This is a genomic window from Paraburkholderia fungorum, from assembly GCF_902833645.1.
In the GTDB taxonomy this organism is placed as follows: Bacteria; Pseudomonadota; Gammaproteobacteria; order Burkholderiales; family Burkholderiaceae; genus Paraburkholderia; species Paraburkholderia fungorum.
The window spans coordinates 25,875-39,486 of record NZ_CADFGE010000007.1 but is presented as its reverse complement, the minus strand read 5'-3'; the positions used below and the strand labels follow the sequence as shown (position 1 = coordinate 39,486).

Sequence of the window (13,612 nt, the reverse complement as noted above, 5' to 3'; positions counted from 1 at the left end):
GGATGCTGACGCTCAAGCGCTTCGCCAATCCCGACGTCACGCGCGCCTTTGCCAATATCGTCTGGCTCGGGCTGGAACGGCTCACTCAGATCGGCGTGGCGATCGTGATCAGCGGCATGCTGGCGCGCTACTTCGGGCCGGACACCTTCGGCAAGTGGCAATACGCGAACACGCTGCTGCTGGTGCTTTCGCCGATCACCTGGGTGTGCGGCGCAGAGATCCTGGTTCCCACTATCGTCAACCGTCCGCCAGCCGAATTGGGCACGGTGCTCGGCAGCGCCTTCGCGCTGCGTTTCTCGGTTTCGGTCGCGGCGCTGCTGCTCACGTGGCTCGGCATCGCCCTGCACTTCTTCGACCCGCTGGTGGGCGCCATGCTCGCCGGTCTCGCGGTCACCATGCTGTTTCGCGAGCCGTTCGTCGGCGTGATCAACGCGTGGCTGCAAAGCATGACGTACAGCAAGCCGCAGTTGCTCACCAGCATGAGCACCGCGGTGCTGAAGGCCGGTTTCGTCTATCTGCTGGTGCGTGCGGCGGCCACGCCCGCGCGCTTTGGCTGGCTGTGGGCGGCCGAATCGGCAGTGATCGGCGCGGTTCTGCTGATCTATTACATGCGCCGGCACGGCGGCCAGCTTGGCTGGCGACTCGATCGCTCGCTCTTCAGGCACTTCGCGACCGCGGGCACGGTATTCTGGCTCGGCCTGATCTGTATGTATCTGTTCCTGAAACTGGACAGACTGATGCTCGAACGGGCGATATCCTTCGCCGACCTCGGGCGCTATTCCGCCGCGCAGCAGTTGAACGAAAACTGGATCACGCTCGCGCTGATGCTCGCGCAGACGATCGCGCCCGCCTTTGTCTACCGCGTGCAGGACGCCGCGCAGTTGCGCCGCAACGTGTGGCGGCTCACGGCCATGACCGCCGCGCTGATGGTGAGCGGTGCGCTCGTGCTGGATCTGCTGGCCGGCTTCATCATCCGCCGCGTGTTCGGACCGGATTTTGAAGGCGCGATAGAGATTTTCCGCTGGGCTGTGTGGCTTTCCGTACCGGCCGGCATCGAAGCGATCGGCAATCTGATCGTGCTGAAATATCAGGCCAAGTTCGTCTTGCTCTCCAAATGGCTGCTGGCGCTGGCCGTCGCATTTGTCGTCAATCTGCTGGCGATTCCGCAGCTGGGCGCTTACGGCGCGCTGGTCGGTCTCGCCGCCGGCTATCTCGCTGCCGCGTCGGTTAATCTTTATTACATTCGTTTCAAATTGCGCCCATGACGAATTCATCCGCCGCCGCGCAGTGTTCCCTCGACGACGTCGCCGTCCTGATGCCCGCGTACAACGGCCAGGCCGACGTCGATCTGACGCTGGCCTCGTTCAGCGAAAGCACGCTGGTCCATGTCCTGATCGTCGACGACGGCAGCACGCCGCCGATCGTCGCGCCGGCGCTCGCCAACATGAAGATCGATGTGTTGCGTATGCCGCAGAACGGCGGCATCGAACGTGCGCTGCAGACCGGCATCGACGCGCTCGCGCAGCGCGGTTTTCGCTATGCCGCCCGCATCGACGCGGGCGACCGCAGCGTGCCGCAGCGGCTCGCCCGGCAACGCGCGTTCATGGAATCGCATCCGCAAGTGGCCGGCCTCGGCATGTGGACACAGGTCGTCACGCGTGAAGGCAAACCGCTGTTCATGCTGACGCCGCCCGCGGAGCCGGAGCAGATCCGGCGTCTGCGCTTCTTCCGGTCGTGCCTCGCGCACCCGTCGATGATGTTGCGCATCGACGCGGTCCGTGCGGTCGGCAACTATCGCGCGGCATATCCTAGCGCCGAGGACCTCGACCTGTTCGTACGCCTGATGGAACGCTACGACTGCGCGAATCTGCCGGAACTCGGCCTCTATTACGAATTGAACGAAGGCGGTATTAGCGCCACCAAACGGCGTCGCCAGGTCAGCTCGACGCTGCGGCTGCAACTACGCTACTTCAACGCCGCCAACCCGTACGACTGGCTGGGCCTCGCCAAAAATCTGCTGCACCTGGTGACGCCCTATCGCGCCTTGCAGCAGGTCAAGCGCAGGCTGCTCGCACCGCGCGCGAGCCATTGATGTCATTAATGCCATTGATGCCCTTGCCGTCATGCATCCCGTCACCCACCGTCGAGCCCGTTCCCGCATGAAGCCTGCCCTGAAATCGACGCCCGCACTGCGCATTACACTGGTCTGTAACACCGCCTGGGCAATCTATACGTACCGGCAAGGGCTGATCCGCATGCTGGTCGGGCGCGGTGTCGACGTCACGGTGCTCGCGCCGCACGACCGCACGTTCAAGCTGCTCACGGCGATGGGCTGCCGCTGCATCGAGTTGCCGGTGGCGTCCAAGGGCACCAGTCCGCGCGAAGACCTGCGCACGCTTTTGGCGTTGTATCGTTTGTATCGAAGCATCCGCCCGCACGTCGTGTTCCACTACACGATCAAACCGAACATTTACGGCTCGATCGCCGCGAAACTGGCGGGCGTGCAGTCGGTGGCGGTGACCACCGGGCTCGGCTACGTGTTCATCCAGCAAAGTCGCGCGGCGCAGGTCGCCAAGAAACTGTACCGTTTCGCGTTCCGTTTCCCGCGCGAAATCTGGTTTCTGAACCGCGACGACCAGGCTGCGTTTGTCGAGCAGAATTTGTTGGTGCATCCTGAGCGTGCGCGTCTGCTGCACGGCGAAGGCGTCGATCTCGAGCAGTTCGCCTTCACGCCGCTGCCGGAGCGGGCGGAATTCAAGTTCGTGCTGATCGGGCGGCTTCTGTGGGACAAGGGTGTCGGCGAATATGTCGAAGCCGCCCGGCGCCTGCGTGAACGCTATCCCCAGGCCCGCTTCCAGTTGCTCGGGCCGGTCGGCGTCGACAACCCTAGCGCGATCACACGCGAAGAAGTGGCCGCATGGGAGCAGGAAGGCATCATCGAGTACCTGGGCGAGGCACATGACGTACGGCCCTTTATCGCCGATGCGGACTGCGTCGTCCTGCCGTCCTATCGCGAAGGCGTGCCTCGCACGCTGATGGAAGCCTCCGCGATGGGCCGACCGATTGTGACCACGGACGTGCCCGGCTGCCGCGAAGTGGTGGCGGACGGCGTCAATGGATTGCTGTGTGAAGTGCGCAATGCAGAGAGTCTCGCGGCGAAACTGGCGCAGATGCTCGATATGAGCAGTGCCGGGCGCCGCGCAATGGCAGAACGCGGTCGACAGAAAGTCGCGCAAGAATTCGACGAACGCGTCGTCGTCGAAACATATAAAGACCTGGTGCAAAAAATGACGGGTGTTTTACTTTAACGGAGTAGCAGAATGACCACGAAGGGTACGATTCTGGTAACGGGCGGTGCAGGATTTATCGGCTCGCACACATGTGTCGAACTGCTGAACGGCGGTTACGACGTCGTGGTAATCGACAATCTCGTGAACAGCAACCGCGAATCGCTGCGGCGCGTAGAAAGGATCACCGGCAAGCCCGTGACCTTTTACGAAGCCGACGCCCGCGACGAAGCAGCGCTCAATCGCATTTTCGACGCCCACCCGATCACCGGCGCGATCCACTTTGCCGCGCTCAAGGCGGTGGGCGAATCGGTCGCCAAGCCTGTCGAGTACTACAGCAATAACGTCGGCAGTCTGCTGGCGCTGCTTGGCGTGATGCGCGATCGCAAGGTGAAGCAGTTCGTGTTCAGTTCTTCCGCAACGGTGTACGGCGTGCCGAAAAGTTCGCCGATCGACGAATCGTTTCCGCTGTCGGCCACCAATCCTTATGGGCAGTCCAAGCTGATTGCCGAGCAGGTCTTGCGCGATCTGGAAGTGGCGGATCCTTCCTGGCGAATTGCGACCTTGCGCTATTTCAACCCGGTTGGCGCGCATGAGAGCGGCCTGATTGGAGAAGACCCGGCCGGTATCCCCAATAATCTGATGCCATATGTGGCACAGGTCGCAGTAGGCAAACTGGAAAAGCTGCGTGTATTCGGTGGCGACTACGACACGCCGGACGGCACCGGCGTGCGCGACTATATTCACGTTGTGGACCTCGCGCGCGGGCATCTGGCCGCGCTGGATGCGCTGGTCAGGCGCGACGCCAGCTTCGTCGTGAATCTCGGCACGGGCCAGGGGTATAGCGTGATCGACGTCGTCAAGGCGTTCGAGAAAGCCGCGGGCCGGCCCGTGCCCTACGAGATCGTGGCTCGCCGCCCTGGCGACGTAGCTTCGTGTTTTGCGGACCCCACCGCGGCGCTGGAAGTCATTGGCTGGCGTGCCGAATATGGGATCGAGAGGATGTGCGCGGATCACTGGCGGTGGCAGTCGACCAATCCGCACGGCTTCGCCTGAATGTAGTAAAGGTCGACAGCGCAACGAGTTGCCTCGCAGGGACTCAACCGCTGTCGATCAGCCAGATCTTGCACCGCTTGTGTTCCATGTCGAACAGTCTCCACGAAGTCTGCTGTGCTCATCGGCACAGCTCGCCAATTCCAGAAAGAAAATCGGCTCGATATTGAGCGCTGTCGTTTGACGTAAATCTCCGCAATTAGCGAACTTTCCCGCCTTTATATGTCGATCTCTCTCATTTCGAGTCCGGCCGGATTCTAATCGTCAAGGATCGTCAATTCAGGTTAATTCCGCCACTCGAGCGCTTTGATTCGCTTCCTTTTTGCGGATAGAACCTAATTCATTCCTACCATATTGAGAATGCTTTCTTAATCACTTCGTACGCCTATCTATTTATGCATTTTAAGTGTGCGCCATCACACAGAGTCATTGGCGCCGTGAAGACAAGATCAAACCGCAGGGGTGCATCCATCTAGCCGAATCATTTCATCACGAATACCAGAATCTCGCCCACGGGAACAGACACATGAAAGACATCGTTCATATCACAGAAGCCTTCGGAGGGGGGGTTCTGTCGATGCTAGTCGAGCTTTCCAATCGCGCAGCAGAGGCTGGCGCAAATGTGTCAGTCATTTATTCATTACGGCGGGAAACCCCAAAAGATTTTGCGCGTCTGTTTCATCCAAAGGTCAAGATGACATACGTCTCGATGTGCAGGGAGATCAACGTCAAGAAAGACTGGTCGAGCCTGCGCGCATTGGTTCAGAACCTGCGCGATCGCAATCCCGAAGTCATCCATCTCCATTCGTCGAAAGCAGGCGCGCTCGGGCGCGCGGCGGCCAAAATAGCATCCCCTCACGCCAAAGTACTTTATTCGCCACACGGCCCCGCCTTCCTGCGGCGCGATGTGTCGGCCACCAAGCAATTCGCGTATTTGAGCTTCGAGCGCCTCGCCAACTATATCGGCGGAACGATCGTCGCGTGCTCGCGCAGCGAGTTGCACGAGATCAAGGGCCGCGTTCATGCGCGCGCCGCAATCATGATCGAAAACGGCGTAGACGTTCGTGAGATCCCTGTTCAATGCAAACGAAGCGACGGCCGGGTGGTAATCGGCATGACAGGGCGCGCGTCCTTCCAGAAGAACCACGAGGTATTCATTCAACTGGCGAATGAACTCCGCGATCCCGCCGTCAGCTTTGTCTGGATAGGCGGGAATGCGGAAGACGTGCCCGCGCCCTATCAGGGCGATGCCGTGACATGCAGCGGCTGGGTCACCCGCGAACGTGCATTGGACCTGATGTCCCAGCTCGACGTCTACGTGCAGACCTCCCGTTGGGAGGGCATGCCTCTCGCGCTGATCGAAGCGCAAGTGGCAGGAATTCCCGCAGTAGTGACCAACGTAGTTGGTAATCGCGACGTCGTCATTCACGGCGTGACCGGCTTTGTCGCGTCAAACACCGAGGAAATGGCCGTCTATCTCGACCTCCTGCGTAACAACTGGTCGCTGCGGCAGCAAATGGGCGCGGCAGCGAGAAAGCGCGCGGTGGAGCGCTTTTCCATGGACGCGATTTTTCGGGAATGGCAACAGCTCTACGGACTCGCCGATGAGCGCCCCGCTACTAAAGAGCCCTTGATTGCCGACATCGCGCTTCCCTATGAAGTCAATCGCTAAGCCCGTCCTTCGGGGAGACAACGGTGTGAAGAATATGGCCTCGACCACCCCGACGTTCATCTACAACGGTCGCTTCGCGACGCAGAAGACGACCGGCGTACAACGTGTGGCGCGCGAACTGATCGCCGCGCTCGGCCATTTGCCCGACAACGGCGAAGTCACCGTCGTTGTGCCGCCACAGCCTGGGCTCCAGTCCGTCGGCAATACGAACACCGTCAAGGTCGGATTCGGCAAGGGCGTGTTCTGGGAGCAGCTCGTTCTGCCGTTCTTCGCCGGCCGGCATCGGATTGTCAATCTCAGCAACTCGGCTTCTATCTTTCGCTTCAATCAGGTCATCTACATGCACGACGCGGCGGTGTTCGATACACCGGCCCACTTCTCGTGGCGTTTTCGCGCATGGTACCGGTTGATGTTCTGGATTCTTGCGCGCACTTCAAGTTGCGTCGTCACCAATTCGAACTTCTCGCGGCAGCGTCTCGCTCATCACTGTGGAGTACCCGCAACGCGAATCAGTGTCGTTCCGCTTGGCGCGGATCATCTGGATGCAACCGTACCCGATACCAGTGTGTTGCACGAGCATGGCCTGACGTCGAAACGTTTCGTGCTCGCGGTGAGCAGCATGAACCCGACCAAGAACTTCGGCCGGATACTGGAGGCCTTTCGTCAACTCGACGACCCGACGATAGATCTGGTGATTGTCGGGATGAAAAACGCCAGCGTATTTGGCAATGTTCAGGACGTGCAAGGCGCCGCACCGAACGTCAAGGCAGTCGGCTATATCAGCGACGAGAAGCTGAAAGCGCTTTATCAGCACGCGCACTGTTTCGTCTATCCGTCGATCTATGAGGGATTCGGGATTCCGCCGCTCGAGGCGATGCGCAGCGGCTGCCCGGTCATCGTGGCCCGATCGGCCGCTTTGCCGGAAACCTGCGGGGACGCCGCACTCTATTGCGATCCCTACTCGTCAGAAGATATTGCGGAGCAACTACGCACGCTACTGCGCTCGCCCGAGTTGAGGAAAACTTTAATAGAACGGGGTCTGGCGCACGCGGCCGAGTATCGCTGGGGTGCAAGCGCGGAGATGCTCTCGCAGGTCATCGATCGATCCCGGCGCGGGGCATAACGCAATCGTTGCTCTTGCAACGCTCTATCAGCTTTTCAAATCAGGGGCCACGGTGGTCGGCGTATCCGTAAGCCACATTTCGTCCTAAGGGGAGCTTCAGTGAGGTTAGGCATCTATTGCGATTCGGGCGTCAACGGCGGCCACGAGGAAATGCTCAAACGGCTTATTCATGCCCTTGTGAAGTGCCCGGGCATTGTCAGCCTACACATTCTCGTGCCGACCGGGAATGAAGCCATGTCCCTGTTTGCCAAAAACATTGCCGGCAGGCACCGTCAGGTCACCGCCATTTCATTGCCGTTTACCTCGGAACAGATTCACCGCAACCCTCTTGCGCTGCTGTCGGCCACATGGCGAACCGCAGCGCTTTTGCGCGGGCTTCATCTATCGAAACTCGTGATCGCTCAGGGAACAATCGTATCCGCCCTCGCCGGCTTGATCGCCGCGCGCTTGACCCGAACAATCGCCGTCAGCTACATCCCGCTGGTGGATGACGAAGCGGGAGCGGAAGCGCCCGCGACGGAGCGTATCAAGTTTCTGGTCAAACGCGTGCTCTACCAGTTGCCGCAGCAGTACATCACGCTCAACGACCATCTACGCGGCAAACTGGTGAAACTGGCGCCGACAACGCCTACCGCGATTCTGGAAAACTGCGTCGACGACAAGTTCAGCAATACCGCACTCACCCGCGACGCGGCGCGCAGCCTGCTTTCTTTGCCGCAGAGCGGAAAGTTTATTTGCACCCATATTGGCCGGATTCACTTTCAGCACAAGCGGCAGAACTTCCTGCTCGCAGCCATTGAGCGCAACCCGGATCGGTTTATCAATTCGCTTGTGCTGATCGTAGGTGACGGCCCGGACGCGGCGAAATTGCTGCAAGCCGTGCAAGCCAGCGAGGTCCTGTCTCGTTGCGTGAGGATCATCGGTCCGCAATCCGACGTGCTGCCTTACATCGTAGCGAGCGATGTAATCGTGTTGCCTTCGGGCTATGAAGGCGTGCCGCTTGTGATGATCGAGGCCGTCCTGGCGGGCCGCCCGATCGTGGCCTCACAGGTATCGGCACTAGGCTCGTACCTGCCGGCGGAATTGCTGTTTCCGGTTCACGATCAGGACGCGTTCGTCGAAAGAATCTTTGCCGCGCAGACCTATCCGCTCGCCGAACTGACTGCCTCTTTCCGGCTGCGGTTTTCCCGCGAAGCGTTCGACGCTCAGGCGCAACGCGTACTATTGCAGCCCGTGCCGCAACGCTGCTTTACGGACCATCTTAAGCACAATCCCTCGGATCTCGGCACAAAGTAGCGATCGATCGAGCAGGAAGGTCACACCGAACACCGCCGCACCGAGTGTGACTTCCGCGATCAGCCTGAGGACGTGCCCCGTCGACGACGCGTCAAGCAATTCCGAGGCGACCAGCACGCTTGCCACCATGGGCAGTGTCATTCTCAGCGGCACAAAACAGGCGTTGAAGAACTCTGCCAGGCTCGGACCGAGCACGCGCTTCAGCATGAAGTGATACATCGGCATGATCGTGATCGCTTCGACCGTGACCAGCGAAATCGCGACGCCGAGCGCACCGCCCAGAGAGGCACCGAGAATGATGGCCGGCAGCATCACCGTCGTTTTTATCAGGTTGAACCAGAAGCTCACGCGAATGTTCGCTGTCGCCATCATCAAGGAGGCGACCGGATTGCCGAGGCAACGAAACGCGCCCACGAGGCACAACACCCGCAATACCGGCGTCGCCCAGAGCCATTTTTCGCCGAACATGCACACGACAAAATCCGGCGCCACGACCATCAGCCCGAACACGAGCGGAAAGTTGAACATGGCGATAAAGCCCGTCAGCTTGTAGTAGTTTTGACGAAGCTTTGCCGTATCGTCCTGAATGATCGAGAAGACAGGAAAGAGCACGCGCGTAAAGAACGGATTCAGTCGCGCCGGAAAATTGACCGCGCAGTTGAGCGCCAGGTTGTAGCCGCCAAGTGTCGCCGCCCCGAGTACGCGGCCCGCCACGATGCCGCCGAAATTACCGTTGAGGTAATTCACCATCGAGTCCATGGCCTGGAAGACACCGAAGCTCAGATACGACCTCGTCTCCGACAACCTGAAACGCAAGCCTGGCTTATGCAGTTTGCGCCCGTTCAGATTGAGCAGCGTCACGCGGCAGACCGCGGCAGTCAACGCACCGATAACCGGCGAGTAAGCGCCAAAGCCGCGCAACGCGGCCACCAGCGTCGTGATGAATAACACCATGCTCGACGCTACCTCGATCTTCGAGAGCATGTCGAACATGAGCTCGCGCGCCATGAGCGATTGATACAGCAAGCCATGAGGTGAGACGAAAAACATCAGCGCGGCAAGGGCAACCAGCGTCTTCAGTTCGGGCTCGGAGAAAAACCAGGCCGCCACGCCGCTGCCGGCCAGCAGAAGTCCGCCAAGCACCGCACCGAACATTACATTGAGCCAGTACAGCGATGTCAGCTCATTCGCCGCCACATTCTTACGCTGCACAATCGCTGTACTCAACCCCATATCGAGGAACATATCGGCCAGCGTCGTCACCAATGAAACCATACTCGCCAACCCCAGCTCGCCCGGTTTCAGCAGGTGCGCGAGTATTGCCACCTGCAGAAACTGGACGCTGACGATCGAGATCATTGATGCTGCCGACCACTTCGCTCCCGAAATCGCCTTCTCACGTAATGACATTGTTTTCCTTGCTGTCCGGGATACGCTTAATAGCGCCGGGCGCCGTTTAGCGCATAGTCATCACGTTCGCCGTATCGCGACGGAAGAAAGCCGTTGAAAATATGGCCGCCCACTTTTGCACCGACGTTGGCTAGCCGCTGGAGTGCTTCTTCGACCTGGCGGGAACCGGTGTAGTCGGCACGCGACACGAGCAGCACCAGGTCGCAACCCTGAGCGGCGATCGACACGGCGTCGCTCACCGGCAGAACGGGAGGCGAGTCGATCACCACGTAATCGTAGCGCTCACGAAGCGTGGTCAGCATATCCCGGAACGCCGGACTGCTGAGAAGCTCCGCAGGGTTCGCGGGATACGGATTACCGGCGCCCAGAATGGACAGATGGCTGCCCTCATTGCGCACAATCGCATCCTCGAGCTGCGCCGTTCCCTTGAGCACCTCGGCCAGTCCGGGCCTGTCTTCTTCCTCCCAGAGATGGCTCAATTTGCCCTGCCGCATATCGCCGTCTATTAGCAGAACGGATGCCGCAGTCTGCGAAAGCAGGTAGGCGAAATTGGACGAGACAAAGCTCTTGCCTACGCCTTGAGTAGGTCCGGTAAACAGCACCACCTTGTTCGTCGATCCATCGCCATTCCCAGCCAGCAAGGTTCTCACGCTGCTCGGCAATGCGCGCAACGCTTCGACACTCGGATCTCCGGGGCTGCTCATCGCCAGCAACTTGACCGGCTCCGCGCGACGGCTTCGCGAATCGATATCGCCACGAATCTGGGCTCTCGAGCGCGCCACGACAGCGAGACGCGGCAAGTCGGAGATCGTGTTAATTTCCTGCGGCGTACGGAGTTCCTTACGGTTGAGCGACACGAGATGCACGGCGAGCGTGCCGCCAAACAATCCGGCCAGGATCGAACCGAGCAGAATGATCGTCTTGCGCGGCCAGGACGGCTTTTCCGACGCGATGGCCCAATCCATGACGCTAACTCCAGATGCGGTACTCGCGGCCGCCACTTCCAATTGGTTCACGTTGGCGAGCACACCGATGTAAAGCTGCTTCTTGATGCCGGCGTCGCTCGAAAGCCGCACATATTCACGCTGCGTGGCGGGCATATTCTTCGTTGCTTCCGTGTTCTGCGCGATGTCGTGGTTCACCTGATCCAATTGCTGGACCAGCCCTCGAATCACGGGACTATCCGGACCGAATGTCTGCCGCTTGTCGTCATATTCGAGTCGCAAAGCCCGCTGTCTTTCGGCAAGCGAAGTCATGCTCGTGATAAGCGCCGAGCCCTGCTGCTCCATATCGATCGCCTGATGCTGGGTGCGGAAATCGCTAAAGCGGTCTTCCGCCTCATGCATATCCGCCTGCAATTGCGGCAGGCGCGCCCGCAGTGTTTCCAGTTTCATGCGTGCCTGAGCCGCGCGGTCGTCGATATTGCGTTTGATAAACGCTTGCACGATTGCGTTGACCATCGACTGGGCGGCAAGCGGAGAGCTGGCTTGATAGCTCAATCTCAGCATCGACGAGTCCCGTACCGACGAGTTCTGGCTCGATACGGTAGTCTTCATCTGACTGGTGATGTTCTCGTAAGCTGTTTGCGTGGACACCCTGGAAAGAGTAAATTCCACGCCCGGTCGTGCGCGCAGAACGTCGATTTTTATTTTCCCGGGCCCACTTCCTTCGTCTGTCGTGACCTGGAACGGCACTGTCTCCCCAACATGGCCTTGCGCCAGCTGATGGCTGTCCTTGTCATACAAAGTCCAACTGCCTCCTTCACCCGTCACCACCCGAAACTTGTCGCCGAAGGCCGCGCCCGGTATCTCGAAGACGGAGGGTTTCAATTGCTCGCCGCCCCATGCATAGCCGCTCAATCCGAGGAACGGACGCTGCAGCTCGGTGGCGGCCGCGTGACGGGATGCGAGGAAGCGCCCAATCAGCGGAAAGTGACTATCCGTCTGCACGTTTATATCGGCACCAGTTTGCGCGATGGCCTCGTCGACGATGGTGCGCGACGTGAGAACATCGGTCTCGTCGTCGGCGGACTGGTCTGCCGACGTCGTTCCGGACACATCGGAGAGCGCGCTGACCGACGCACCGGGTTTAATTTGAACGCGCAACAATGCGTCAGCCCGGTATTGCGGCGTGGCAAGCAAAATATAGATGCCGCCGGCAAGGCAACACGCGCCGAGAATGGCGGCGAACAGTAACTTGTGCCGGGCGATATTCCGCCACAGGCCAGTTAACCCATCGTTCTGGGCAGGAAAAACACCCACTGCCGATTGTCCGTAGAATGAACTCATTTCATTTCCCGCGATAAAAGACGAAGGTGAACCCGTTAACACACCAGCTTCCAGCGTTCGAATAGGCCTGTCTGGAACTGCCGAGAAACTCTCTGCCACATCGCACGGTGGCGTTGCCGCTTAAACAGTGACGAAGATCGGACCACGCGTTTCGGGGACTGCAAGCACGCCATTCGCAGGCGCTTTTAACACTCGTCCATACATGTCGGTGATCGTCGCACGCTCAGGCAAATGCGAAGCGTCCAAGTTAAGTACATTTCGGTCGCCATAGGCCCACACGACATATTTGCTTGCGCCCGTAGTGGTCGCTAACTTCAGGACGACATATTTTCCGCTCTCGTCGATAAAGTACTTTGCACTGGCAATGTCTGCCGTAAATGAAAACAGATACTTCGATGCGTTATAGGCCGGCAGCCTGTTATTGTTTGCATCCAGCAAGCCGAAATTGTGTTCGCGATTCATCGGATCTTTACCGTCATCGCGCATGTCGTAATAAGCCGTGAGTCCCACACCCGCGATCCAGTCAACCAGAAATCGCCGAACGGTATATTTGGCCTGTAGCGCAAGCGCCCTGGGCGAATGGCCGTCGTCGATTTTGGCGACATACACGTAGCCATAACTCGGGTAAGACCATTCCGTCGTCCAGATTGCGGGTGAGTTCTTGTAGCCCGCCAGATCCTTACGCAATGTCCGGTAATCCGAAAATACCGTCTCCGGATACTGCTGACGGTACGCATGCACACTGACTGCATCCGGTCCGCGCAGCGTTGTGCTCGAAATGTCACCGACCGACTGCACGAATCCCAGATCCATTTCCTGCACGCCGCCCGTGGCAATCATTGCCTTGGGGTTGGCCGCCCGAGCCGCCTTCACCGCCGTTATCAGCAAATTGCGGTATGCCGACGGCGACGGCGGGGCGAGCCAGTACACCGCATCGTTCTCTTCGTTCCACACTTCGAATTTGACGTCGGCACCGCTGTACCGCCGTACCGACTCGTAAACATAGCTGTAGAACGCTTTCAGCTGATTCGTCGTAGTTGGCGGCTGATCCGGACTGAACACATAGTGCTTGTAGCCGAGGATAAAGAGCGCGCCGAGTTTTCGCTGCGCGAGATTGGCGACGAGCGCGTCGAATTTCTCAAAGTGCCAGCCGTCAGGCGCTTGCACGGCTTCCCAGAACAAATCCGTGCGGATGAACGAGAAGCCCACATCTTTAACCGCATCCAGCAGGCGCGTATCCTCGATGTCGTGGATCGCCACACCGGTGTTAGCCCGCGATGCCGCGAATGACGGCAGATCGACGTACGATCTCTCGTTCGTTTGCGCCGGGTCATCCAGAACAACGAGCGGCGGCGCCTGTACGGCAAAGGCGCGAATAGCCAGTGCACCCGCGAGCGCAAGGACGAGACCCACGCACCCTACGACTGCAATGCCAATCCGACCGAAACGCCTGCTTCGTTGCGCCTTCATCTACTGCCCCCAA

At 59.4% G+C, this 13,612-nt stretch carries 10 protein-coding genes; 7 read left to right on the top strand and 3 right to left on the bottom strand.

The genetic code is table 11. The features are described 5' to 3' along the window. Positions 1–2 precede the first annotated feature (2 nt). The 7 genes from HWX91_RS21480 (at position 3) to HWX91_RS21450 (ending at position 8,431) form a co-directional block, all read left to right on the top strand. A complete protein-coding gene (locus HWX91_RS21480) occupies positions 3–1,265 on the top strand; it encodes an oligosaccharide flippase family protein (protein WP_028199822.1) in 1,263 nt (420 codons plus the stop codon). Next, positions 1,262–2,092 (top strand): glycosyltransferase, encoded by an 831-nt coding sequence (locus HWX91_RS21475; RefSeq protein WP_028199823.1) that lies wholly within the window; start codon positions 1,262–1,264, stop codon positions 2,090–2,092. The genes HWX91_RS21480 and HWX91_RS21475 overlap by 4 nt, the downstream gene beginning before the upstream one ends. A 67-nt stretch (positions 2,093–2,159) precedes the next feature. Then, a complete protein-coding gene (locus tag HWX91_RS21470) occupies positions 2,160–3,308 on the top strand; it encodes a glycosyltransferase family 4 protein (protein ID WP_028199824.1) in 1,149 nt (382 codons plus the stop codon). 12 nt (positions 3,309–3,320) lie between these two features. After that, complete coding sequence (gene galE, locus HWX91_RS21465; RefSeq protein WP_028199825.1) at positions 3,321–4,343, top strand: UDP-glucose 4-epimerase GalE; 1,023 nt, start codon at positions 3,321–3,323, stop codon at positions 4,341–4,343. A gap of 523 nt (positions 4,344–4,866) precedes the next feature. Beyond that, positions 4,867–6,012, top strand: coding sequence for a glycosyltransferase (locus HWX91_RS21460; RefSeq protein ID WP_028199826.1), 1,146 nt, complete (start codon positions 4,867–4,869; stop codon positions 6,010–6,012). A 34-nt stretch (positions 6,013–6,046) separates the two neighbouring features. Continuing rightward, positions 6,047–7,135: a glycosyltransferase family 4 protein gene (locus HWX91_RS21455; RefSeq protein ID WP_028199827.1), complete on the top strand. Its 1,089-nt coding sequence runs from the start codon at positions 6,047–6,049 to the stop codon at positions 7,133–7,135. A gap of 234 nt (positions 7,136–7,369) precedes the next feature. Beyond that, on the top strand, positions 7,370–8,431 hold the full coding sequence (locus tag HWX91_RS21450) for a glycosyltransferase (RefSeq protein WP_244144118.1): 1,062 nt from the start codon (positions 7,370–7,372) through the stop codon (positions 8,429–8,431). Here the strand turns inward: HWX91_RS21450 and HWX91_RS21445 are convergent. The 3 genes from HWX91_RS21445 to HWX91_RS21435 all read right to left on the bottom strand — a co-directional run bounded on the left by HWX91_RS21445 (position 8,357) and on the right by HWX91_RS21435 (position 13,389). After that, positions 8,357–9,841 carry an MOP flippase family protein gene (locus tag HWX91_RS21445; protein WP_028199828.1) on the bottom strand — a complete coding sequence of 495 codons (1,485 nt, stop codon included), beginning with the start codon at positions 9,839–9,841 and terminating at the stop codon, positions 8,357–8,359. The genes HWX91_RS21450 and HWX91_RS21445 overlap by 75 nt on opposite strands. Before the next feature lie 26 nt (positions 9,842–9,867). Further along, positions 9,868–12,129 (bottom strand): polysaccharide biosynthesis tyrosine autokinase, encoded by a 2,262-nt coding sequence (locus HWX91_RS21440; protein ID WP_042276838.1) that lies wholly within the window; start codon positions 12,127–12,129, stop codon positions 9,868–9,870. A gap of 120 nt (positions 12,130–12,249) precedes the next feature. Beyond that, complete coding sequence (locus HWX91_RS21435; RefSeq protein ID WP_244144117.1) at positions 12,250–13,389, bottom strand: cellulase family glycosylhydrolase; 1,140 nt, start codon at positions 13,387–13,389, stop codon at positions 12,250–12,252. Positions 13,390–13,612 lie beyond the last annotated feature (223 nt).

Bases quoted from the DNA above. Each gene is read 5' to 3' on its own strand.
- HWX91_RS21480 (WP_028199822.1), top strand. From the start codon at position 3: ATGCTGACGCTCAAGCGCTTCGCCAATCCCGACGTCACGCGCGCCTTT.
- HWX91_RS21475 (WP_028199823.1), top strand. From the start codon at position 1,262: ATGACGAATTCATCCGCCGCCGCGCAGTGTTCCCTCGACGACGTCGCC.
- HWX91_RS21470 (WP_028199824.1), top strand. From the start codon at position 2,160: ATGAAGCCTGCCCTGAAATCGACGCCCGCACTGCGCATTACACTGGTC.
- galE (WP_028199825.1), top strand. From the start codon at position 3,321: ATGACCACGAAGGGTACGATTCTGGTAACGGGCGGTGCAGGATTTATC.
- HWX91_RS21460 (WP_028199826.1), top strand. From the start codon at position 4,867: ATGAAAGACATCGTTCATATCACAGAAGCCTTCGGAGGGGGGGTTCTG.
- HWX91_RS21455 (WP_028199827.1), top strand. From the start codon at position 6,047: ATGGCCTCGACCACCCCGACGTTCATCTACAACGGTCGCTTCGCGACG.
- HWX91_RS21450 (WP_244144118.1), top strand. From the start codon at position 7,370: ATGTCCCTGTTTGCCAAAAACATTGCCGGCAGGCACCGTCAGGTCACC.
- HWX91_RS21445 (WP_028199828.1), bottom strand. From the start codon at position 9,841: ATGTCATTACGTGAGAAGGCGATTTCGGGAGCGAAGTGGTCGGCAGCA.
- HWX91_RS21440 (WP_042276838.1), bottom strand. From the start codon at position 12,129: ATGAGTTCATTCTACGGACAATCGGCAGTGGGTGTTTTTCCTGCCCAG.